23 protein-coding genes, 3 tRNA genes and 1 pseudogene are annotated in these 21,649 nt (G+C 64.2%); 14 read left to right on the top strand and 13 right to left on the bottom strand.

Annotated elements, in window-relative coordinates; genetic code table 11:
• Positions 1-29: 29 nt before the first annotated feature.
• Complete coding sequence (locus tag RTK35_RS25220; RefSeq protein ID WP_172434662.1) at positions 30-212, top strand: YhfG family protein; 183 nt, start codon at positions 30-32, stop codon at positions 210-212.
• 414 nt (positions 213-626) lie between these two features.
• Here RTK35_RS25220 and RTK35_RS25215 read toward each other — a convergent pair whose 3' ends face one another.
• From RTK35_RS25215 to RTK35_RS25200, 4 genes are all read right to left on the bottom strand, one after another.
• Entirely contained in the window at positions 627-2,252 is a 1,626-nt protein-coding gene (locus RTK35_RS25215; RefSeq protein ID WP_316909275.1) for a hypothetical protein, read from the bottom strand.
• Positions 2,253-2,366: 114 nt separating this feature from the next.
• Positions 2,367-3,035 (bottom strand): DUF6988 family protein, encoded by a 669-nt coding sequence (locus tag RTK35_RS25210; RefSeq protein WP_316909274.1) that lies wholly within the window; start codon positions 3,033-3,035, stop codon positions 2,367-2,369.
• A complete protein-coding gene (locus RTK35_RS25205; protein WP_316909273.1) occupies positions 3,032-3,457 on the bottom strand; it encodes a hypothetical protein in 426 nt (141 codons plus the stop codon). The genes RTK35_RS25210 and RTK35_RS25205 overlap by 4 nt, the downstream gene beginning before the upstream one ends.
• A gap of 147 nt (positions 3,458-3,604) precedes the next feature.
• Positions 3,605-3,681, bottom strand: a tRNA-Met gene (locus RTK35_RS25200).
• 219 nt (positions 3,682-3,900) lie between these two features.
• On the opposite strand from RTK35_RS25200, the gene RTK35_RS25195 reads away from it, so the two are divergent.
• From RTK35_RS25195 to RTK35_RS25165, 7 genes and pseudogenes are all read left to right on the top strand, one after another.
• The gene (locus RTK35_RS25195; RefSeq protein ID WP_316909272.1) at positions 3,901-4,569 is read left to right on the top strand and encodes a metal ABC transporter ATP-binding protein; all 669 of its coding nucleotides are present in this window, start codon (positions 3,901-3,903) and stop codon (positions 4,567-4,569) included.
• Positions 4,569-5,429 (top strand): metal ABC transporter permease, encoded by an 861-nt coding sequence (locus tag RTK35_RS25190; protein ID WP_316909271.1) that lies wholly within the window; start codon positions 4,569-4,571, stop codon positions 5,427-5,429. Before RTK35_RS25195 ends, RTK35_RS25190 begins: the two co-directional genes overlap by 1 nt.
• A 17-nt stretch (positions 5,430-5,446) precedes the next feature.
• Entirely contained in the window at positions 5,447-6,316 is an 870-nt protein-coding gene (locus RTK35_RS25185; RefSeq protein WP_111261006.1) for a metal ABC transporter solute-binding protein, Zn/Mn family, read from the top strand.
• A pseudogene (gene hisI / locus RTK35_RS25180) lies at positions 6,313-6,711 on the top strand (phosphoribosyl-AMP cyclohydrolase); the annotation flags it as partial. The gene RTK35_RS25185 and the pseudogene hisI, both read left to right, overlap by 4 nt.
• Before the next feature lie 101 nt (positions 6,712-6,812).
• Positions 6,813-8,153 carry a dihydroorotase gene (locus tag RTK35_RS25175; protein WP_316909270.1) on the top strand — a complete coding sequence of 447 codons (1,341 nt, stop codon included), beginning with the start codon at positions 6,813-6,815 and terminating at the stop codon, positions 8,151-8,153.
• A gap of 68 nt (positions 8,154-8,221) precedes the next feature.
• Positions 8,222-8,632 carry a MerR family transcriptional regulator gene (locus tag RTK35_RS25170; protein ID WP_316909269.1) on the top strand — a complete coding sequence of 137 codons (411 nt, stop codon included), beginning with the start codon at positions 8,222-8,224 and terminating at the stop codon, positions 8,630-8,632.
• The gene (locus RTK35_RS25165) at positions 8,625-9,011 is read left to right on the top strand and encodes a carboxymuconolactone decarboxylase family protein (protein ID WP_316909268.1); all 387 of its coding nucleotides are present in this window, start codon (positions 8,625-8,627) and stop codon (positions 9,009-9,011) included. Before RTK35_RS25170 ends, RTK35_RS25165 begins: the two co-directional genes overlap by 8 nt.
• Before the next feature lie 58 nt (positions 9,012-9,069).
• Here the strand turns inward: RTK35_RS25165 and ychF are convergent, their stop codons facing one another.
• The 9 genes from ychF to RTK35_RS25120 all read right to left on the bottom strand — a co-directional run bounded on the left by ychF (position 9,070) and on the right by RTK35_RS25120 (position 16,014).
• The gene (gene ychF, locus RTK35_RS25160; RefSeq protein ID WP_044404449.1) at positions 9,070-10,170 is read right to left on the bottom strand and encodes a redox-regulated ATPase YchF; all 1,101 of its coding nucleotides are present in this window, start codon (positions 10,168-10,170) and stop codon (positions 9,070-9,072) included.
• Between the two features lie 41 nt (positions 10,171-10,211).
• On the bottom strand, positions 10,212-10,796 hold the full coding sequence (gene pth / locus RTK35_RS25155; protein ID WP_044404452.1) for an aminoacyl-tRNA hydrolase: 585 nt from the start codon (positions 10,794-10,796) through the stop codon (positions 10,212-10,214).
• A 32-nt stretch (positions 10,797-10,828) separates the two neighbouring features.
• Positions 10,829-11,431 carry a 50S ribosomal protein L25/general stress protein Ctc gene (locus tag RTK35_RS25150; RefSeq protein ID WP_044404455.1) on the bottom strand — a complete coding sequence of 201 codons (603 nt, stop codon included), beginning with the start codon at positions 11,429-11,431 and terminating at the stop codon, positions 10,829-10,831.
• Positions 11,432-11,539: 108 nt separating this feature from the next.
• Positions 11,540-12,481 (bottom strand): ribose-phosphate pyrophosphokinase, encoded by a 942-nt coding sequence (locus tag RTK35_RS25145; protein WP_044404458.1) that lies wholly within the window; start codon positions 12,479-12,481, stop codon positions 11,540-11,542.
• Positions 12,482-12,565: 84 nt separating this feature from the next.
• Positions 12,566-12,640 (bottom strand) — tRNA-Gln (locus RTK35_RS25140).
• 56 nt (positions 12,641-12,696) lie between these two features.
• Positions 12,697-12,771 (bottom strand) — tRNA-Gln (locus RTK35_RS25135).
• A 34-nt stretch (positions 12,772-12,805) separates the two neighbouring features.
• Entirely contained in the window at positions 12,806-13,657 is an 852-nt protein-coding gene (gene ispE, locus RTK35_RS25130; protein WP_182850995.1) for a 4-(cytidine 5'-diphospho)-2-C-methyl-D-erythritol kinase, read from the bottom strand.
• 8 nt (positions 13,658-13,665) lie between these two features.
• Positions 13,666-14,283 (bottom strand): lipoprotein insertase outer membrane protein LolB, encoded by a 618-nt coding sequence (lolB, locus tag RTK35_RS25125; protein ID WP_316909267.1) that lies wholly within the window; start codon positions 14,281-14,283, stop codon positions 13,666-13,668.
• 3 nt (positions 14,284-14,286) lie between these two features.
• Positions 14,287-16,014, bottom strand: a complete 1,728-nt coding sequence (locus RTK35_RS25120) for a tetratricopeptide repeat protein (protein WP_074973502.1) — start codon at positions 16,012-16,014, stop codon at positions 14,287-14,289.
• Positions 16,015-16,200: 186 nt separating this feature from the next.
• Between RTK35_RS25120 and hemA the strand changes: the two genes are divergently transcribed.
• The 6 genes from hemA (at position 16,201) to RTK35_RS25090 (ending at position 21,561) form a co-directional block, all read left to right on the top strand.
• On the top strand, positions 16,201-17,475 hold the full coding sequence (gene hemA, locus RTK35_RS25115) for a glutamyl-tRNA reductase (RefSeq protein WP_044404469.1): 1,275 nt from the start codon (positions 16,201-16,203) through the stop codon (positions 17,473-17,475).
• A complete protein-coding gene (gene prfA / locus RTK35_RS25110; RefSeq protein WP_316909266.1) occupies positions 17,472-18,554 on the top strand; it encodes a peptide chain release factor 1 in 1,083 nt (360 codons plus the stop codon). The genes hemA and prfA overlap by 4 nt, the downstream gene beginning before the upstream one ends.
• A gap of 2 nt (positions 18,555-18,556) precedes the next feature.
• Complete coding sequence (prmC, locus tag RTK35_RS25105; protein WP_316909265.1) at positions 18,557-19,387, top strand: peptide chain release factor N(5)-glutamine methyltransferase; 831 nt, start codon at positions 18,557-18,559, stop codon at positions 19,385-19,387.
• On the top strand, positions 19,381-20,136 hold the full coding sequence (locus tag RTK35_RS25100) for a molybdopterin-synthase adenylyltransferase MoeB (protein ID WP_160482032.1): 756 nt from the start codon (positions 19,381-19,383) through the stop codon (positions 20,134-20,136). The genes prmC and RTK35_RS25100 overlap by 7 nt, the downstream gene beginning before the upstream one ends.
• Positions 20,129-20,926, top strand: a complete 798-nt coding sequence (gene murI, locus RTK35_RS25095) for a glutamate racemase (RefSeq protein WP_316909264.1) — start codon at positions 20,129-20,131, stop codon at positions 20,924-20,926. Before RTK35_RS25100 ends, murI begins: the two co-directional genes overlap by 8 nt.
• 119 nt (positions 20,927-21,045) lie before the next feature.
• Entirely contained in the window at positions 21,046-21,561 is a 516-nt protein-coding gene (locus RTK35_RS25090; RefSeq protein ID WP_044404483.1) for an acyloxyacyl hydrolase, read from the top strand.
• Positions 21,562-21,649 lie beyond the last annotated feature (88 nt).

The following is a 21,649-nucleotide window of genomic DNA, read 5'->3' as shown; positions in this document are numbered from 1 at the left end:
CTTTAGGTACTCAGCGAGAGACGTACGCCATGTCCACTTCGTCCCTAGCGGTCAAAAAGGCCTACTTCGCCAAAGTTCGCCAATCCAACTACATCGCCAGCCTTCGTCTGGAGGGACTTGATGTAACCCAGGCTGAAATCAAGCGCCTCGACCGCCTCGCTTTCAACGCCTACAACCAGCGCACCAACCGCCATAACCGGGAGCTCATATGAACAAGGCTGTTCACCCCCAGCAGGCGCGCCCCGCACTGCGCCTGCTCTGCATCCTCACCCCCACGCCCTACGGCCAATGGCGCCCCGTCCCAGCCGCCACCCGCCGCCCCCGCGCACCCCGCACCGATATCCGGGGGCGCTGGGGCTATGTGCTGCCGGAGGAGCTGTATATGCGGGAGGTGTGGATAAGAGCGGTTGGCGCAGGTAGTCGCGATGCGTGCCATAAAAGTGAGGTATCTCAGTGCCTATTAGCTTAGCCAACTGAGAGAGCCAAATTTCGGTGAAAATAAAGAAGGATTAGCAGAAGCTAATCCTTTATATATATCCAAGTTAGACCTTAAGCCCCTTTTTTTATCTATGTCTAAGGCTGATATTTGGTATTGGTGTTGTGATAGAGCTTCCTGGCTCGGTCGATTATTGCTCTTGAACAACTTCAATGTAGCCTTTGAGCTTCCCATCAAGATAGATTTGAATGTTTTTTGCTGTCGGGTTTTGTATTGCTGTAAACTCAAATGTGTGTGCTTCTCTGCGAATTGCCCTGTTGATATCTTTGATTTCTGATGTTTTTGCAGAGAGAATTGAGCAGGGTGTGAATTTGGATATTACAGTGTCTGGTCTGCACGATAGGAAACCAGGCGATGTTTTGTTGTAGTTATTTAGAATTTTTGTGAGTATTGGTTCGTAAATTGTGGATCTGCGCTGTCCAAGTGACCAGAAATTGGTTTCTATATCTGAGTTGTTGTTTGTAGTCCAGGAATCAATAAGCTGTCTTATTTCGCTTCTATGCTGTTCAAGAGTTTTTTGGTAAACGCCGGCGCCAAAGTTTTTCTTAAGCTTTGATATTAGTTTGCTGCACAGGTCTAGGTCTCTTGGGGTCTGGGTAAGTAAGCTTTTTATGAATTCCTCGCCTATAGTGATGACTCGAAGATTCCACTCAGACTCCAGTAGTGCTGTCTCTCTTGTGTTCTTAATTTTGGTTGCCCATCCACCATTAAATGTAGTTACTGACAGCCACTTATAATTTATTTCTTCACGCCAAATTGTACCGAGCTTATCTATCTCGGACTTGTCTGTGTCCTTTGTGAATATAATCAAGCTCAATAGACATGTGTTAGCGGATCGGCCAACTCGAGTAGAGGATTTAATCGCCGCATCAACAGCAGCAAATGAACCGGGGAAGGTTTCTGCTCCGTTTAATGCATTGTAAACGGCAATTTTTTCATTGGGGCCAGCCTTGTCTAAGCAATACCAGTAAGAAAAATTGTTGAGTCGGTTTGTGTTTACTCGTACTACTGTTTCTTTTTCCTGGGCGCCTGGTAGTGGGAGTGAAGTGGCCTCTAACATTCCTTGGTGTTGAGAGTTGATAGCTTCGGTTAGGTGCTCTTTGAAAGTTTGGCTGTTAGTTAGGATTACAAAGAGACATCCTCTAAGTTTGGTTCTGGCGTAGCCTACGAAGCGCTGTGCTGCTATCTGAATAGTGCTTTTGTCGTCTTTTCGCTCCATGAATTCGGCATCTGATAGATCTAGGAGCGATTGTATAAAATGGCCCCGCTCAGCATTGTCTAGAATCACAATCCAGCGGCGATCGGTATTTAATTCAATTTTTGGTATTAATTCTGTGAGCCATTTTTTGTCTTCATTTATTAGCGTTCCGTTTACAGATGAGTCGTTTGTTATGTTGATGACGGAGGTTGTATTTGTTGCGCCATTAATAAGGTTCTCATCTAGTTTGGCGGTGTAGCCATCTGTTCCTCCGCTAATCCTATGCCATAGGTTTTCTTTCGAGGCTGTGATGGGCTTCTGGTTGGTTGTAGATTTGAAGTCATTTGCTAGCTTTGTGGCGAACATTGTCTTTCCGCCACCCTGTGGTGCATGTATTAGTAGGATTCTTGTTGTGCCGCGCAAAAATACAGGCTCATAAAGATCTCTTAGCTTATTTGCTAGCGGCTGCCAAAAATCAAGAAAAATCCTATATGAGTTATAAGACGGTTGGTGAATGTCTTCTGCTCTATCTGGAAATAAAATTCCTTGGTAGCTCATATTTTACGTTCCAATGTAATGTGGGTTTTTAGATTTTTGGAGTTGTGCTAGTTTCGCGGGGCCCATTTTGTGGGGGTTGAAAGAGGTAGGTCTATATATATTATTATTGAATTATTATGTGTGGTTAGTGCCCGTCCGAGCTGCGGGGTAGAGCAGAGGGGGCTGGCAATTTTGGAATTTTGTTTGCAATTTTTTTACGGAAACTATTATGTCCGTCGACTCGGTTAGAGTGGCCATCATCATTGATGACATGACAGCAAGCGCATTAGAGCTTTTCAGGACTTGTATGGCCAACGGAAGGGGGAATCCTTCGGCATGCCGTCGGAACGCATGAATACCTCCATGAACGTAGGAGTTTAGTGCCTTTATCTGAACTTCCTTGAAGTGCTTTAGCTGTGATACCGCCATCGGTGGAACGCTTGGCGTGGTGGTAAGCCTCTTTAGCATCTCATCTAGGCCAGGTAACCCTTTCGCAGCTTGCTCTGAGTCAGTTGTAAGTGGACTAGTGAATTTTTCGAGTTGCAATTCATTTGCTGCATACCAGAGCCAGATCCCCCGAACCAGAGCTTCGAATTGCAATCGAAGCAAGGCTGTAGCAGAAACGGCGTTGCCAACCTGGATTAGATATTGAAGGCCTTTGCCGTGCTCAAGTGAAAGAGCGCATGTGATGAAGCTGGCATCTGCTCGGTTGGAATCTTCTATCGATGCATGCTTGAGGAGGCTTTCTATTGTCATGTACAGCTTGTTTGAGCTACTCAGAATTTCGTCCAGCTCAATGCTCATTCACGGCCTCCTTGTGATTCGTTAGACGGAGGTGTTGGGCCAGGAGTGTTCGGGCCTGCGTGACCTACACCCACTTGCTTCAGAAGTGACTGTTCCTGAGCTGCCCAAATTTTGGGAGCCGCATAGCCTACGACAAATGACAACGCCCAGATCTTGCAGAAGGTGCCGACTGTTTCGTTGATTGAGCCTACGAAATAAAGACCAAAGACAAATCCTAGTACCGCGCCGACAAAGATCCGCATGGACATCCACGCTCCTCTGATCTTTGCGAGTTCCGGCGGGGCTATTTCGAGTATGCCGAGCTTGTTAGGGGGACCATCAATCTGAATGGTGGCGACTATTGCTTGAGCGATGCTGCCAAAAATCGCCCCTACTGCGCAGGCGAATGGCAGAAGCAATTCGTTCCATGGGATACCGAACATCAAAACCTCCTTGTGATGCTAAAAGGCCACAGGAGGTTAAGGGAGATTATTCGGGGAGGTAAAGCGAATCTAGGAAGGGAGGAGCCTCAAGAAATGAACACCCCAGAAAGCACAAAGGGTTAGCCGAAGCTAACCCTTTGTTTTGTATGGTGGCTACGCAGGGACTTGAACCCCGGACCCCAGCATTATGAATGCTATGCTCTAACCAGCTGAGCTACGTAGCCAACGTGGCGCGCATTATTCTCTCGCTTCCTGCCTCTGTCAACCCCACTTTTCAGAATTTTTCGAAGGGCGATCAACCGCTTAGCGGTGGGTGCCGGTTGGCGTTCGGGTTGGAAAAGGGGAGGGGGCGTGCGCGGGGAAATGGGTTGTGAAGCGCGATTTGTTACTTTATAACATTTGCGTTTTCCTACAGCCCTTTCTCCCACGCCCTGGACCTGACGATGCTTCAGTTCGATGCCTTGCAATGGGGGCCGCCTGCGCGGCCGTTGGCGCCGCCGCTTTCCCTGGCGTTGCCGGCCGGCAGCCTCACGGCGGTGGTGGGGCGCAATGGGTGCGGCAAGAGCAGCCTGCTGCGGGTGATCGCCGGTTTGCAGCGCCCTTTGGCGGGGCGGGTGAGCGTCGGGGCGGCGGGCTTGGGGGCGGTGGGCTTTCTGCAGCAGCAACAGGCGCTGGACCGGCAGTTCCCCCTCAGCCTGGGGGAGCTGGCGATGGCGGGGTTGTGGCGCAGCCGCTTGAGCCGGGTGGAGCGGCGCAGGCGCTGCGAGGCGTCCCTGGCGGATTGGCAGCTGGAGGCGCTGGCCGACCAGCCGCTGCTGGCGCTTTCCGGCGGGGAGTTGCAGCGGGCCTTGCTGGCGCGGCTGGAGCTGATGGACGCGCCGCTGCTGTTGCTGGACGAGCCCGACGCGGCACTGGACGCGGAGGGCCAGGCGATTCTCTGGCAGCGCATCGCCCGCTGGCAGCGGGAGGGGCGCACGCAGCTGGTGGTCTGCCATGACCTGGAGGCGGTGCGCGAGCGCCTGCCGCGCTGCCTGCTGATCCGCTCTGACGGCTGCCGTCATGGCGCCAGCCGGGTGCTGCTGCCGGCGCCGACCCGCCAGCAGGTGGCCTGATGCTTACGGCGCTCTGGCAACCCTTTGCGGAGTTCGCGTTTTTGCAGCGGGCGCTGCTGGGCGGGGTGGCGCTGGCGTGCAGCGCGGGGCCGCTCGGGGTGTTCCTGATGCTGCGGCGCATGAGCCTGATCGGCGATGCCATTTCCCATGGGGTGTTGCCCGGTGCGGCGCTGGCGTTCTGGTTCTTTGGCCTGAGCCTGCCGGCGCTGACCTTCGGCGGCCTGGTGGCGGGGCTGGGGATGGCCGGGCTGGCCGCGTGGATCACCCGCCGCACCGGCCTGCGGGAGGATGCGAGCCTGGCGGCCATCTACCCCATTTCCCTGGCGGGCGGTGTGCTGTTGCTGGGGCTGGCCGGGCGCCGGATCGACCTGCTGCACCTGCTGTTCGGCTCGGCCCTGGCGGTGGACGGCGAGACGCTGCGCAGCATGCTGACGGTGGCCGGTACGAGCCTGGCGCTGTTGGCGCTGATCTACCGCCCGCTGCTGTGGGACAGCTTCGACCCGGTGTTCCTGCGTGGGGTGAGCCGCTTCGGGGCGCCGGCCTATGCGCTGTTCCTGGCGCTGGTGGTGCTCAACCTGGTGACCGGCTTCCACGCCATCGGTGCGCTGATGGTGGTGGGGCTGATGATGCTGCCGGCCGCTGCGGCGCGCTTCTGGAGCCGGCGCCTGCCGGTGCTGCTGCTGACGGCGGCGGGCATCGGCGCGAGCTGCGTGTGGCTGGGGCTGCTGCTGTCGTTCCACGCCAACCTGCCCAGCGGCCCCTGCATCGTGTTGCTGGCGGGGCTCGCTTACCTGATTTCGGTGTTCGTCGGGCCGGTCCACGGCTTGCTGCGACGCGCGCCCCTTCCCGTGCCCTGTTGAGGAGCCCCCGCATGTTCATGCGCCTGTGCGTTGTGCTGTTGCTGTGCCTGCCCGTTTCACTGTCCGCTGCGGAGAAGGCGAGGGTGGTGACCACCTTCAGCATCCTGGCGGACATCACCCGCGAGATCGGCGGGGACGACATCCAGCTCACCAACCTGGTGGGGGCGGATGCCGATGCCCACGTCTTCGAGCCCGCTCCGGCCCAGGTGCGCGCGGTGCTGGAGGCGGACCTGGTGATCGCCAACGGGCTGGGCTTCGAGCCCTGGCTGGAGCGCCTGCTGGCCAACGGCGAGGCGCGCGGCACGCGCATCGACGCGAGCAAGGGCGTGGTGCCGATGACGGTGCTGGAGGACGACCAGCGCCTGGTGGACCCCCACGCCTGGCAGAGCCTGGGCAATGCGGAGATCTACGCGCGCAACATCACCCAGGCGCTGGTGCAACTGGTGCCGGCCCGCGCGGCGGCCTTCGAGGCGCGGCGGGATGCCTGGCTGGGCCGCCTGGGGGCTCTGCGCCAGAGCATCGCCCCGCGCCTGATGGCGTTGCCGCCGGAGCGGCGCCGGGTGCTGACCAGCCACGATGCTTTCGGTTACTTCGCCCAGGAGTGGCGCTTGCAGTTCCTCGCAGCCCAGGGCGTCAGCGATGCGGCCGAGCCTTCCGCTGCCGAGGTGGCGGGCTTGATCCGCCAGCTGCGGGCGGAGGGGGTGCGCGCCATCTTCGTGGAGAACATCCGCGATGCACGGCTGGTGAAGCAGATCGCCGAGGAGGCCGGCGCGCGGGTGGGCGGTACGTTGTATTCCGATGCGCTGGCGGCCGAGGGCCCGGCCAGCACCTACCTGGGCATGTACCGGCAGAACGTGGAGCGGCTGCTGCAGGCGCTGGCGCCATGAGCTTCTGGCTGCAACTGGAGCGGAGCCCGGCCGGCACCGGGCGGGATCTGGAGGCGGTGATGGCGGCCATTCCCTGGAGCGCCGATGGGCTGATCCCCGCCGTGGCGCAGCAGTACGACAGTGGCGAGGTGCTGATGCTGGCGTGGATGAACCCCGAGTCCCTGCGGGCCACGCTGGAGGAGGGGCGGGCGTGCTACTGGTCGCGCTCGCGCCGCTGCCTGTGGCGCAAGGGCGACACCTCCGGGCATGTGCAGCACCTGGTGAGCGCCCACCTGGATTGCGACGGCGATGCGCTGCTGCTGCAGGTGGACCAGGCCGGCCCGGCCTGCCACACCGGGCGCCGTTCGTGCTTCTACAACCAGCTCTCCGGCGCGGGGCTGCGGGTGACGTGCGCGTCGCCTGAGCCTGGCGCGCCGGCCCACCCGTCCGAACAGGTGGCCCTTGTCCCCATCGACCTGGGGCCCGGTTACCAGGCCCTGCAGAACGAGTTCCAGCCATGCACAACCTGCTGATCCGCAATGCCCGCCTGGTCAATGAAGGCTGCGAGTGGGAGGCCGACCTGCTGGTGCACAACGGCCGTATCGAACGCATCGACCGCAGCATCAGCGCCCGCCCGGACGTGCGGGTGATCGACGCCAACGGCCAGTACCTGCTGCCGGGGATGATCGATGACCAGGTGCACTTCCGTGACCCGGGCGCGCCCCACAAGGGCACCTTCCTCAGCGAGTCCCGTGCGGCGCTGGCCGGGGGCGTGACCAGCGTGATGGACATGCCCAACACCCAGCCGCCGACCCTGGACCTGGAGGCGCTGGCGGCGAAGGAGCGCCGCGCGGCGGCCTGTTCCTCGGTGAACTACGGCTTTCACTTCGGTGTGAGCCGGGACAACCTCGACACCGTTGCCCGGCTCGACCCGGAGCGGGTGGCGGGGGTGAAGGTGTTCATGGGCGCCTCCACCGGCAACCTGCTGGTGGACGATGAAGCCTCCCTGGAGCGGTTGTTCCGCGATTGCCCGACGCTGCTGCTGGCCCACTGCGAAGACACGCCGCGCATCCGCGAGCGCGAGGCGCAATGGGCGGCCGGCTACGGCGATGCCATCCCGGCCGACGCGCACCCGCTGATCCGCGATGCGGAGGCCTGCTACCGCTCCTCCAGCCGGGCGGTGGCGCTGGCCCGTCGCTTCGACACCGACCTGCATGTGCTGCACATCACCACGGCGCGGGAGCTGGAGCTGTTCATCCCCGGGCCGCTGCCGGGCAAGCGCATCACCGCCGAGGTGTGCGTGCACCACCTGCTGTTCGATGACCGCGACTACCCGCGCCTGGGCCACCTGATCAAGTGCAACCCGGCGATCAAGGCGCCTTCCGACCGCGATGCCCTGCGCCGGGCCTTGCTGGACGGGCGGCTGGACGTGATCGGCAGCGACCACGCGCCCCACACCCGGGAGGAGAAGGCCCGGCCCTACGCCCAGGCGCCCGCCGGTTTGCCGCTGGTGCAGCACAGCCTGCCGGCGCTGCTGGAGCTGGTGGCCGACGGGCTGCTGCCGCTTACGCTGGTGGTGCACAAGACCAGCCACGCGGTGGCGGAGCGCTTCGCCATCGAGCGGCGCGGCTACCTGCGCGAGGGCTACTGGGCGGACCTGGTGCTGGTGGAGCGCCTGGCCGAGCCCCGGCCGGTGGAGGCGGACCCGATCCACGCGCAATGCGGCTGGACGCCGTTCCAGGGCCGCACCTTCCGCCACGCGGTGCGCACCACGCTGGTGTCGGGCCAACTGGGCTGGCACCAGGGGCGTTTCGGGGAGGATTGCCAGGGCCTGCCCCTGCGTTTTCGAAGGCGCTGAGGGCAGCGCTTGACGTGGCACCGCCAAAGGGTTGACTTAGAGCGTGCTCGAACTTCTAGGATCGCCCCATGGAACCTCATCTCAGCATCGACGAAGTCGCCCGGCGCACCGGGCTCACGGCTCACACCCTGCGTTATTACGAGCGCATCGGGCTCATCGCCCCGGTGGGCCGGGCGCCGGGTGGGCAGCGGCGCTACGCGGCTGCGGACATGGCCTGGATCGAGTTCCTGCTGCGCTTGCGCACGACCCGCATGCCCATCGGCAAGATGCAGGCGTTCGCAGCGCTGAGGAGCGCCGGGGACCCGACGGTGCCGGCGCGTCGCCAGATGCTGGAGGGCCACCTTGCGGAGGTCCTGGCCGAGATCGAGGCGATGCGCCAGGCCGCCGATGCGCTGCACGCGAAGATCGAGCATTACCGCGCGTGCGAGCAGGCCCTGGGGCTGGAGCCATCAACCGAGAAGGGCAACGCAGATGAATGACGAGAGCCGCTACCAGCGTGGGCTGGCGAAACTGAAGGAAATCGACGGCGAGGCCGGTGAGCGGGTGGTGGAGAGCCTGGCGGGCATCGCCCCGGACTTTGCGCGCTACCTGGTGGAGTTCCCCTTCGGCGACATCTATTCCCGCCCGGGGCTGGACCTGAAGAGCCGGGAGATCGCCGTGGTGGCGGCGCTGACCGCCCTGGGCAACGCCGCCCCGCAACTGAAGGTCCACGTGCACGGCGCGCTGAACGTCGGCGCCAGCTGCACGGAGATCGTAGAGACGATCATGCAAATGGCCGTCTACGCCGGCTTCCCGGCCGCGCTGAACGGCCTGGCGGTGGCGCGGGAGGTGTTCGAGCAGCGGGGCGAGGCGGCCTGAAGCACGAAGCCCCCGGCGGAGCAGGTCCGCAGGGGGCTTCGGGTGAAGCGGGGAGGGCTTAGACGTTGAAGCGGAAGTGCATCACGTCGCCGTCCTTGACGATGTATTCCTTGCCTTCCAGGCGCCATTTGCCGGCTTCCTTGGCGCCGGCTTCGCCCTTGTACTGGATGAAGTCGTCATAGGCGACCACTTCGGCACGGATGAAGCCTTTCTCGAAGTCGGTGTGGATCACGGCAGCGGCCTGCGGGGCGGTGGCGCCGATGCGCACGGTCCAGGCGCGGACTTCCTTCACGCCAGCGGTGAAGTAGGTCTGCAGGTTGAGCAGGTTGTAACCGGCGCGGATCACGCGGTTCAGGCCCGGCTCTTCCATGCCCATGGACTCGAGGAACATGAGTTTCTCTTCGTCGTCGTCCAGCTCGGCGATCTCGGCTTCGATCTTGTTGCACACCGGTACGACCACGGCGCCTTCTTCGGCGGCGATGGCCTTGACCACGTCCAGGTGCGGGTTGTTCTCGAAGCCGTCCTCGGCGACGTTGGCGATGTACATCACCGGCTTGCTGGTGAGCAGGTGGAAGCCGCGGATCACGCGCTTCTGCTCGTCGTCCATGTTCTTCATCAGGCTGCGCGCGGGCTTGCCTTCGGTGAAGTGGGCGATCAGCTGTTCCAGCAGGGCCTTCTGGGCGATGGCGTCCTTGTCGCCGCCCTTGGCGTTGCGGACCACTTTCTGCAGTTGCTTCTCGCAGCTGTCGAGGTCGGCAAAGATCAGTTCGAGGTCGATGATCTCGATGTCGCGCTTGGGGTCGACGCTGTTGGAGACGTGGATGACGTTGTCGTCCTCGAAGCAGCGCACGACGTGGGCGATGGCGTCGGTCTCGCGGATGTTGGCGAGGAACTTGTTGCCCAGGCCTTCACCCTTGGAGGCACCGGCGACCAGGCCGGCGATGTCGACGAACTCCATGGTGGTGGGCAGGACCCGCTCCGGCTTGACGATCTCGGCCAGGGCTTCCAGGCGTGCGTCGGGCATGGGAACGATGCCGCTGTTCGGCTCGATGGTGCAGAAGGGGAAGTTTTCCGCCGCGATGCCGGATTTGGTCAGGGCGTTGAACAGGGTGGACTTGCCGACGTTGGGCAGGCCGACGATGCCGCAATTGAATCCCATGCTATGTCCCTCGCGCCAATGGGGCGATTAAGAGGTGTGGATCAGGCCTTCTGGCTGTGCAGTTTCTGCATCGCGCGGGTGAAGTCCCCCGCGAGGATGTCGGGCAGCACGCCGAGGGCGAAGTCGATGCTGGTGTCGAGCAGTTCCTGCTCGCTGCGCGGTGCGCGGCCGAGGACGTAGCCGGATACCAGGCTGGCGTGCCCGGGATGGCCGATGCCGAGGCGCAGGCGATGGAAGCCGTTCTGGTTGCCGAGCTGGGCGATGATGTCGCGCAACCCGTTGTGCCCGCCATGGCCACCGCCCTGCTTGAGCTTGGCGACGCCGGGGGGCATGTCGAGTTCGTCGTGGGCCACCAGGATCGCGTCGACCGGGATGCGGAAGAAACCGGCGAGCGCCGCCACGGACTGGCCGCTGCGGTTCATGTAGGTGGTGGGGATGAGCAGACGAACGTCGCGGCCCTGGTGGCTGAATTTGCCAACGAGGCCGAAATACTTCTTGTCGAGAGACAGGTTGACGCGCTGGCTGTCTGCCACGCGCTCAACGAAAAGGGCCCCTGCGTTATGCCGGGTCTGGTCGTATTCGGGGCCTGGATTTCCCAGGCCGACGATCAGTTGTACGGCGGTCACGACAGGGGCCCTTCCTTTTCAGGCTGCGCGAATTACTCGGCGGAGCCTTCTTCCTTCGCTACGCGAGCAGCGTGGATGTTGGCAACTGCCAGGTCGTTGCCGTGGGCCAGGGCCACCAGCTCGACGCCTTTCGGCAGCTTGAGGTCGGACAGGTGAACGGTCTGACCCACTTCGACCTTGGCCAGGTCGACTTCGATGAATTCCGGCAGGTCTTTCGGCAGGCAGGAAACTTCGACTTCGGAGATGGTGTGGGAGATCTCGCCACCACCAGTCTTCACGCCAACAGCAGTGGCTTCGTTCAGGAAGTGCAGCGGTACGTGAGCGGTCAGCTTCTGGCCGGCAACGACGCGCTGGAAGTCAGCGTGTACGACGAAGCCTTTGGACGGGTGACGCTGCAGGGCCTTGATCAGAACGGTCTCGGTGGCACCGGCAACGTTCAGGGCGATCACGTGGCTGAAGGCAGCCTCGTTTTCCAGCAGCTTGGCCAGTTCTTTGGCCAGCAGACCGATGGATTGCGGAGCCTTGTCGCCACCGTAGACAACGGCGGGAACTTGGGCTTCGTTACGACGCAGGCGGCGGCTCGCACCTTTCCCCAGGTCGGAACGTACGGAAGCGTTCAGGGCGAATTCAGTCATTGCAGTTCTCCAAAATAGCCAAACCGCCCCGAGTGCTTGCGACCAGCATCTTGGGCGGTTAGGCAAAAAAGCCCCGCCGGAGCGGGGCGTTTTCGTCAGGCGCGTTCCTTAGCGGAACATCGCGCTGATCGATTCCTCATTGCTGATGCGGCGGACCGCTTCAGCCACGACCGGCGCGATATCCAGTTGACGGATACGGGAGCAGGCCTGTGCCGCGGCAGACAGCGGGATGGTGTTGGTCACCACCAGCTCGTCCAGCACGGAGTTTTCAATGTTCTCGATGGCACGACCGGACAGCACCGGGTGGGTGCAGTAGGCGTAGACCTTGGCAGCGCCGTGGTCCTTCAGGGCCTTGGCGGCGTGGCCGAGGGTGCCGGCGGTGTCGACCATGTCGTCGACCAGGACGCAGGTCCGGCCATCCACATCACCGATGATGTGCATGACCTCGGACTGGTTGGCCTTGGGACGACGCTTGTCGATGATCGCCAGATCGACGCCCAGGGACTTGGCGACGGCACGGGCACGTACCACGCCACCGATGTCCGGGGAGACGATCATGAGGTTGTCGAAACGCTGGTCTTCGATGTCATCCACCAGGACGGGGGAGCCGTAGATGTTGTCCACGGGGATATCGAAGAAACCCTGGATCTGGTCGGCATGCAGGTCGACGGTCAGCACGCGGTCGATGCCGACCACTGTGAGCATGTCGGCCACGACCTTGGCGCTGATCGCCACGCGAGCGGAACGCGGGCGGCGGTCCTGGCGGGCATAGCCGAAGTAGGGGATCACAGCGGTGATACGGGACGCCGAGGAGCGGCGGAAGGCGTCAGCCATCACCACCAGCTCCATCAGGTTGTCGTTGGTGGGCGCGCACGTGGGCTGGATCAGGAAGACGTCCTTACCGCGGACATTTTCGTTGATTTCCGCGCTGATTTCGCCGTCGGAGAACTTGCCTACAGAGGCATCACCGAGGGGGATATGCAGTTGACGTACGACGCGACGCGCCAGATCGGGGTTGGCGTTCCCCGTGAAGACCATCATCTTGGACACGCGCAGTACCTGCCGGCTGAGGGTGGACCTGATGAATTAAAAAGCTGTTCAAACGCCGAGGCTTTTGAACAGCTTCTTCGTGTATGGCAGGGGCGGCTGGATTCGAACCAACGCATGGCAGGATCAAAACCTGCTGCCTTACCGCTTGGCGACGCCCCTATATCGTTTAACTACCGTTGCAAGACCTGTTTTACCGAGGACCCTGGGAAGGGTTATGGCAGGGGCGGCTGGATTCGAACCAACGCATGGCAGGATCAAAACCTGCTGCCTTACCGCTTGGCGACGCCCCTGTATCGGTATAACCGGAGGACTTGCACACTTCTTTCAAGCCAGGCTTTCGAGGCGTCGATGCAGCATCGAGATGTTGCTGCCCTTGGCGACGAAACTTGGCAGAGTGGCCGGAAGTTGGCGGGCGACTTTATCAGCATCGTCCCGGTTTGGGAAGCTCCCAAACACACAAGCTCCGGTGCCGGTCAGTCGGGCCGATGTGAATTTGTTCAACCACATCAGTGCGTTACGAACTTCGGGGTAACGCTTCTCGACCACTGGCTGACAGTCGTTACGACTGCCCCCCTCAAGAAGGCTGCGAAGATTAATGGGCGCCGAATTCCGTGTCAACTCGGGATCGGTGAAAACTTCTGCTGTGCTGACAAAGACTTGCGGTACGGCGACGAGGAACCACGGCTCCTCCAGGGTGACCGGTTGCAGGCGCTCGCCGACGCCTTCGGCGAAGGCCGCGCGACCGCGTACGAACACCGGTACGTCGGCACCCAGTGCCAGCCCCAGCTCGGCCAGGCGCTCTTCACCGAGGTGCGTGCGCCAGAGGTGATCGAGGCCGAGGAGAGTGGTGGCGGCGTCGGAACTGCCGCCGCCGATGCCGCCGCCCATGGGCAGGCGCTTGTCGAGCCAGATGTCGGCGCCCAGGCGGGTGCCGGACGCCTGCTGCAGGCTGCGTGCGGCGCGGACGATCAGGTTGCTGTCATGGGGGACGCCGGGCACCTCGGTGCGCAGGTGGATTTCGCCATCCTCGCGGAGCGAGAAGCCCAGTTCGTCCCCGTGGTCGAGGAACTGGAACAGCGTCTGCAGCTCGTGGTAGCCGTCGGGACGGCGCCCGAGGATGTGCAGCATGAGGTTGAGCTTGGCCGGCGCCGGCAGGATCAGCTGGGCGTCTTGCATGGCGGAACTCACTGGCCGAGCTGGCGCGGCTGCCAGTCCTTGATCACCAGGGTGACGTCGAGGTCGGCGCCCTTGAGCTTGATGCGCTCGGGCAGGGTGAAGCCGTTCTGCTCGACGTAGCTGAGGTAGTTCACCTCCCAGCCGTCCTGCTCCAGGCGGGAGAGGTGGCTGTCGCTGTCGAGGGTCAGGCGGCTGCGGCTGTCAGGGGCGGGCAGGCCGCGCACCCACCATTGCAGGTGGGAGACGGGCAGGCGCCAGCCGAGCTGTTCTTCCAGCAGGGCTTCGGGGGATTCGGCTTCGTAGCGGCCCTGGTTGGCCACTTCCAGCACGATGGCGCCGGGGTGGCCGGTGAGACGGGCGGCGCCACGGCCCAGCGGGCCGGAGAGGCGGATGTCGTAGTAGTCGCGGCGTTGCAACCAGAACAGGGTGCCGCTGCCGGAATCCTTCGGTGCGCGGATGCCGACCTTGCCGGCGATCTGCCAGCCATCGAGGGCGGCGACCTGCTGCTTGTGGGCTTTCCAGAGGGTGGTGTCGCCCTTGCCTTCAACCGATTCGCGGGAGGTGAGGCCGGCGCAGCCGGTGAGCAGGAGCAGCGCCCCTGCGGCCAGTAGATGACGTAGACGCATGGATCAGAGGGTCTCGGAACCGGTCAGGCGCTTCAGGGTGCTGCGCAGGATGGGGCTGTCGGGCTGGTTCTTCAGGGCTTCGGCCCACACCTTGCGGGCTTCGCTCTGCTTGCCGTTGGCCCACAGCACTTCGCCCAGGTGGGCGGCCACTTCATGGTCGGGGAAGGCTTCCAGGGCCTGGCGCAGCAGACTCTCGGCTTCGTCCAGCTTACCCAGACGGAAGTTGATCCAGCCGAGGCTGTCGAGGATGGCCGGATCATCCGGCTTGAGCTGGTGCGCCTGTTCCACCAGGGCGCGGGCTTCCTCGTAGCGGGTGGTGCGGTCGGCCAGGGTGTAGCCCAGCGCGTTCAGCGCCATGGCGTTCTCGGGCTCGCGCTCGATGATGAAGCGCAGGTCGCGCTCCAGCTGGGCCAGGTCGCCGCGTTTCTCGGCCAGCATGGCGCGGGTGTAGAGCAGGTTGAGATCGCCCGGGAACTGCTTCAGGCCCTGGGCGATGGTGGCCCAGGCGTGGTCGATCTGCTGGCGCTCGGCGAAGTTCTCCGCCTCGATCAGGTACAGCTGGATGGCGTAGTCGGGCTGTGCCTCGCGGGCCTTGGCCAGGTGGCTGGCGGCTTCGTCGCCGCGCTTGGCGTCCAGCAGCAGCTCGGTGTAGCGCAGTTGAGCGGGCAGGTAGTCGTTGCCGGCGCCCACCAGGCCGTATTCGATCAGCGCGCTTTCGAGGTCGTTGCGCTTCTCATAGACCTGGCCGAGGTTGAAGTGGGCGGAGTCCACGTGGCTGCCGCGTTCCACCAGTTCCTGCAGGTAGACCTGGGCTTCGTCCCAGGCTTCGCCCTCCATGCACACCAGGGCGAGGGAGAAGCGCAGGTCGTCGTCATCGGGGAAACGCTGCACCAGCCCGGCGAACTCGGACTTGGCTTCGTCCAGCCGACCAGCCTCCACCAGCAGGCGGGCGTAGGTCAGGCGCAGGCGCTTGTCGTCCGGATGCTGCTTGATGGCGCGTTCCAGCAGCGGGAGCGCGTCGTCGGTGCGGTCCAGGCTCTGCAGCAGGCGCGCACGCAGGAGGATCGGCGGGATCTGTTTGTCACTGGAGGGCAGGTCTTCCAGCAGGGCCAGGGCGTCCTCGGTGCGGCCGTCCTGTTGCAGCAGCACGGCCTTGCCGAACACCAGCTGGCTGTTGTCCGGGTACTTGGCCAGCAGGCGGTCGAAGCTCTGCAGCAGGCCGGCGCGGGTGTCCGGGTCGGTCTCGGCGGCGGAGAGGGCGAGGAAGTCGAAATGGGTGTCGCCCTGCTTCTGCAGCACCTTCTCCATGTAGGTCATGGATTCGTCGTAGCGACCGCCACGGGCCAGCTGGATGGCGGCGGCGCGCTGGGCATCGAGGTTTTCGGGGGCGTTGGTGGCCCAGATCAGCGCGGTGTCCAGCGCGGCCTGGTCGGCGCCCAGGTACTCGGCGATGCGGAAGGCGCGTTCGGCGACGGCGGGGTCCTGGGTGGCGTTGGCCTGCTGGACGTAGTTGCCGAGGGCGATGTCGAAGCGGTTGCGCTGCCCGGCCAGCTCGGCGGTGAGCAGGGCGAACAGCGTGTCGCGGCTGAAGGACGCATAGACCTGGGGTTTGGCTTCGGGTGCCTGGGCACTGTCTTCCACCGGCGGGGTGCCGTCCGGGGATGAAGGGGCCAGGGTCTGGCATCCGCCAAGGAACAGGAAGGCGGTCAGCAACGCGAGGGATTTATTCATAAGGGGGAAAGGGCGACTAACCTGCGGTCGGAGCATCATGACACAAGCCGCCAGGCAAGCCCATGGGGCCGGGCCCTATAGATTGCATGGCGCGTATACAGGCCTGTGACAATGGCAAGCGGTGGTTGTTCTCACTGAATCGAAGTAGGACAATTGCGCGCCTTCCGTATCCGTTAGCGACCCTGCATGGCCTTTCTAGCCCTCGGTATCAACCACAAAACCGCCTCCGTGGATGTGCGCGAGCGCGTGGCTTTTACTCCCGAGCAGCTGGTCGAGGCCCTGCAGCAGCTGTGCAGCCTCACTCCCAGTCGCGAGGCGGCGATCCTCTCCACCTGCAACCGCAGCGAGCTCTACCTGGAGCAGGACGAGATCTGCGCCGACGAGGTGCTGACCTGGCTGGCCGGCTACCACAACCTCAGCCTCGAAGAGCTGCGCGCCTGCGCCTACGTGCACCATGACGCCGCCGCCGTGCGCCACATGATGCGCGTGGCCTCGGGCCTGGACTCCATGGTGCTGGGCGAGCCGCAGATCCTCGGGCAGATGAAATCCGCCTACGCCGTGGCGCGTGAGGCCGGCACCGTCGGGCCGCTGCTGGGGCGCCTGTTCCAGGCCACCTTCAGCACTGCCAAGACCGTGCGCACCGACACCGCCATCGGCGAGAACCCCGTCTCCGTGGCCTTCGCCGCCGTCAGCCTGGCCCGGCAGATCTTCTCCAGCCTGAGCCGCAGCCAGGCGCTGCTGATCGGTGCCGGCGAGACCATCACCCTGGTCGCCCGCCACCTGCACGAGCAGGGCGTCAAGCGCATCGTCGTCGCCAACCGCACTCTGGAGCGCGCCAGCCTGCTGGCCGAACAGTTCGGGGCCCACGCGGTGCTGCTGGCCGACATCCCGGACGAGCTGGTCAACAGCGACATCGTCATCAGCTCCACCGCCAGCCAGTTGCCGATTCTCGGCAAGGGCGCCGTGGAGCGCGCGCTGAAGCAGCGCAAGCACAAGCCGATCTTCATGGTCGACATTGCCGTCCCCCGCGACATCGAGCCCGAAGTGGGCGAGCTGGACGACGTCTACCTCTACACCGTCGATGACCTCCACGACGTGGTCGAGGAGAACCTCAAGAGCCGCCAGGGCGCTGCCCAGGCCGCCGAGGAACTGGTCAGCGGCGGTGTCGACGAGTTCATGCAGCGCCTGCGCGAGCTGGCCGCGGTGGACGTTCTGCGCGCCTACCGCCAGCAGGCCGAGCGGCTGCGCGACGAGGAACTGGCCAAGGCCCAGCGCATGCTGGTCAACGGCGCCGCCCCGGAGGATGTCCTCGCCCAGCTGGCCCGTGGCCTCACCAACAAGCTGCTGCATGCCCCCAGCGTGCAGCTGAAGAAACTCTCCGCCGATGGCCGCTTCGATGCGCTGGCCGTGGCCCAGGAACTCTTCGCCCTCGACGAGGGCCCGGACAAGCACCCTCAATGAAAGCGTCACTGCTCAAGAAGCTCGACATCCTTCAGGATCGTTACGAGGAGCTCACCGCATTGCTCGGCGATGCCGAGGTCATCAGCGACCAGACCCGCTTCCGCGCCTACTCCAAGGAGTACGCCGAGGTCGAGCCGGTCATCCTCGCCTTCCGCGAGTTCCGCAAGGTGCAGGACGACCTCGAAGGCGCCCAGGCGCTGCTCAAGGACAGCGACCCAGACCTGCGCGAGATGGCCGAAGAGGAAGTCGCCCAGGCCCGCGAGCAACTGGTGGGGCTGGAGGCACGCCTGCAGCGCATGTTGCTGCCCAAGGACCCGAACGACGGCCGCAACGTATTCCTCGAGATCCGCGCCGGCACCGGCGGCGACGAGGCGGCGATCTTCTCCGGCGACCTGTTCCGCATGTACTCGCGCTATGCCGAACGCCAGGGCTGGCGGGTGGAGATCCTCTCCGAGAACGAGGGCGAGCACGGTGGCTATAAAGAGGTGATCGCCCGGGTCGAGGGCGACAACGTCTACGCCAAGCTCAAGTTCGAATCCGGCGCCCACCGCGTGCAGCGCGTGCCGGAGACCGAGTCCCAGGGCCGCATCCACACCTCCGCCTGCACCGTCGCCGTGCTCCCCGAGCCGGACGAACAGGCCGCCATCGAGATCAACCCGGCGGACCTGCGCATCGACACCTACCGCTCCTCCGGCGCCGGCGGCCAGCACGTGAACAAGACCGACTCCGCCGTGCGCATCACCCACATCCCCAGCGGGATCGTGGTCGAGTGCCAGGAAGAGCGCTCCCAGCACAAGAACCGCGCCAAGGCCATGGCCTGGCTCGCGGCCAAGCTGAACGACCAGCAGGAAGCCGCCGCCCACAAGGAAATCTCCGAGACCCGCAGGCTGCTGGTGGGCTCCGGGGACCGTTCCGAGCGCATCCGCACCTACAACTACCCCCAGGGCCGGGTCACCGACCACCGCATCAACCTGACCCTCTACGCCCTGGACGACGTGCTCGCCGGCAGCGTGGAAGCCGTCATCGAACCGCTGCTGGCGGAATACCAGGCCGACCAGTTGGCCGCCCTCGGAGACTGACCGTGAGCATCATCGCCAGCCTGCTGAGCGACCCCCGCCTGCCGGACTCGCCCAGCCCCCGCCTGGACGCCGAACTGCTGCTCGCCGCCGCCCTCGGCAAGCCGCGCAGCTTCCTCCACACCTGGCCCGAACGGGTGGTCAGCGGCGAGGCCGCCGAGCGCTACGCCAGCTACCTCGAACGCCGCCGCCAGGGCGAGCCGGTGGCCTATATCCTCGGCCACCAGGGCTTCTGGAGCCTGGACCTGGAAGTCGCCCCGCACACCCTGATTCCCCGCCCCGACACGGAGCTGCTGGTGGAAACCGCCCTGGCCCTGGTCACGCTGCCCCAGGCCCGCGTGCTCGACCTCGGCACCGGCACCGGGGCCATCGCTCTGGCGCTGGCCTGCGAGCGCCTCGGCTGGCAGGTCACCGGCGTCGACCGCATCAGCGAGGCCGTGGCCCTGGCCGAGCGCAACCGCGAGCGCCTCGGGCTGGGCAATGCCGCCTTCCGCGAGAGCCACTGGTTCAGCGCCCTGGGCGCCGAGCGCTATGACCTGATCGTCAGCAACCCGCCCTACATCGCCGCCCAGGACCCGCACCTGGCCCAGGGCGACGTGCGCTTCGAGCCCAGCAGCGCGCTGGTGGCCGGGGCCGACGGGCTGGACGACATCCGCCTGATCGTCAGCCAGGCCCCCACGCACCTGAATGCCGGTGGCCGGCTGCTGCTGGAACACGGCTACGACCAGGCCGCCGCGGTGCGCGAACTGCTCGCCCGCGAAGGCTTCGAAGCCGTGGAAAGCCGCCGCGACCTGGGTGGCCACGAACGCATCAGCCTGGGTCGCCGGCCATGCTGAGCGACGAGGAACTGCTCCGCTACAGCCGGCAGATCCTCCTGCCGCAGATCGACGTCGACGGGCAACTCCGGCTCAAGCAGGGCCGCGTGCTCATCGTCGGCCTTGGCGGCCTCGGTTCGCCCGTCGCCCTCTACCTGGCCGCCGCCGGTGTCGGCGAGCTGCACCTGGCCGACTTCGACAGCGTCGACCTGACCAACCTGCAACGCCAGGTGATCCACGACAGCGCCAGCGTCGGTGTGCTCAAGGTGGAGTCGGCCATGGCCCGCCTGGCCGCCCTCAACCCCGGCGTGCGCCTGGTGCCGATCACCCGCGCGCTGGACGAGGACAGCCTGGCGGCTGCCGTGGCCCAGGTGGACGTGGTGCTCGACTGCACCGACAACTTCGGCACCCGCGAGGCGGTCAACGCTGCCTGCATGGCGGCCGGCAAGCCGCTGGTGTCCGGCGCCGCCATCCGCCTCGACGGTCAGCTCTCGGTGTTCGACCCGCGCCGCGACGACAGCCCCTGCTACCACTGCCTCTACGGCCACGGCAGCGAAGCCGAGCTGACCTGCAGCGAGGCTGGCGTGGTCGGCCCGCTGGTGGGCCTGGTGGGCAGCCTGCAGGCCCTGGAGGCGCTCAAGCTGCTGGCTGGTTTCGGCGAGCCGATGGTGGGCCGGCTGCTGCTGGTGGACGCCCTCGGCACCCGCTTCCGCGAGCTGCGGGTCAAGCGCGACCCGGCCTGCAGCGTCTGTGGCGAGCGCCATGCCTGATCGGGCGCCGATCGGGGTCTTCGACTCCGGCGTGGGCGGCCTCTCGGTGCTGCGCGAGATCCGCGCGCTGCTGCCGGGCGAATCCCTGCTCTACGTGGCCGACAGCGGCCATGTGCCCTATGGCGAAAAGAGCCCCGACTTCATCCGCGAGCGCAGCCAGCGCATCGCCGACTTCCTCCTCGGCCAGGGCGCCAAGGCCCTGGTCCTGGCCTGCAACACCGCCACCGCCGCCGCCGTGGCCGACCTGCGGGCGCGCCATCCGCACCTGCCCATCGTCGGCATGGAGCCGGCGGTCAAGCCGGCGGCCCGTGCCACCCGAAGCGGCGTGGTGGGCGTGCTGGCCACCACCGGCACCCTCAGGAGCGCCAAGTTCGCTGCCTTGCTCGACCGCTTCGCCGGGGATGTGCAGGTGGTGACCCAGCCCTGCCCGGGCCTGGTGGAGCGCATCGAGGCCGGCGATCTGGCCGGACCGGCGACCCGCGCGCTGTTGCAGGGCTACGTCCAGCCCCTGCTGGAGGCGGGCTGCGACACGCTGATCCTCGGCTGCACCCATTACCCCTTCCTGCGCCCGCTGCTGCGGGAGCTGGTGCCGGAGTCGGTGAGCCTGGTGGACACCGGCGCCGCCGTGGCGCGTCAGCTGCAGCGCCTGCTGCAGGCTGGCAATGCCCTCGCCGAAGGCGAAGCAGCACCCTGCCGTTTCTGGAGTTCCGGGGATGCCGGCGCGTTGCAGGCGGTATTGCCGGTGTTGTGGGGGGAATGCGGCGAAGACGTGCAGCCGCTGCCGGTGTAAAAAAACTCTGAACTCTCCGTTCGTCGCCTTTCTCTTAGAACCAGCCACTCTATAATTCGCGCAATTCCTAGCGTGGTATCCCCTCCTGATCAGCCTTTTTTAATAAGGAAGTTTCCATCATGAAGAAACTGTTTTCCCTGGCTGCCCTCGCAGCCCTGTGCGTGGGTCCCGTCATCAGCGCCCAGGCCGCCGACGTCTCCCTCGACATCGGCCAGACCGGTGACTCCACCATGGTCTACCGCCTGGGTACGCAGTTCGACTTCGGCACCCGCTGGCTGGAAAGCAGCGTCGGCCATGTCACCGGCTACTGGGATGCGGGCTACACCTACTGGGACGGCGACGACACCGCCAGCAACCACAGCATTTCCTTCGCCCCGGTGTTCGTCTACGAATTCGCCGGCGAGACCGTGAAGCCCTACGTCGAGGCCGGCATCGGCGTGGCACTGTTCTCCAGCACCGAGCTGGAAGACAACAAGCTGGGCTCCTCCTTCCAGTTCGAGGACCGCATCGGCGCGGGCCTGCGCTTCAACGGCCAGGAAGTCGGCGTGCGCGCCATCCATTACTCCAACGCGGGCATCAAGCAGCCCAACGACGGCGTAGAGGCCTACACCCTGCACTACCGCGTCGCCTTCTAAGGGCCTGCCTGTCATCGGCTGCGCGTCTCCGGAGCGCGCAGCCACAGGCACGACAAGCGCCCGCTCCACCAATGGGGAGCGGGCGTTC

Source organism: Pseudomonas sp. zfem003 (assembly GCF_032621675.1).
Classification (GTDB): Bacteria; Pseudomonadota; Gammaproteobacteria; order Pseudomonadales; family Pseudomonadaceae; genus Metapseudomonas; species Metapseudomonas otitidis.
The sequence above is the reverse complement of the archived record's forward strand: the minus strand, read 5'-3'. Positions and strand labels throughout refer to the sequence as shown.